The 235-nt window shown below is 38.7% G+C and carries 1 protein-coding gene; it reads left to right on the forward strand.

Annotated elements, in window-relative coordinates; translation table 11 throughout:
- On the forward strand, positions 1-235 hold a 235-nt coding region (locus A3735_RS30365), incomplete at both ends, for a hypothetical protein (RefSeq protein WP_197485699.1).

Here is a 235-nt window from a genome sequence, read left to right on the forward strand (position 1 = left end):
CAAGAAAGAAGAACGTCTACTCTCTGCAAAACTTCATTTTGTATATTGGGATCTTCTCGATCAGGACCTATCGGGCAAGTCCGATCTGTCTGTTAAATATGAAAAAGAAATAGAAGATGCCGTTATTGCTAAGAATAGCAATGAAAACAAAGTGGATGTGCTGCGTACTGAACTTGAAGACAAGCAAGAGGTATTCAATAAGTTTCAGGCAAAATTTTATCAGTCTGGCGGTGAG

Source organism: Oleiphilus sp. HI0061 (genome assembly GCF_001635675.1).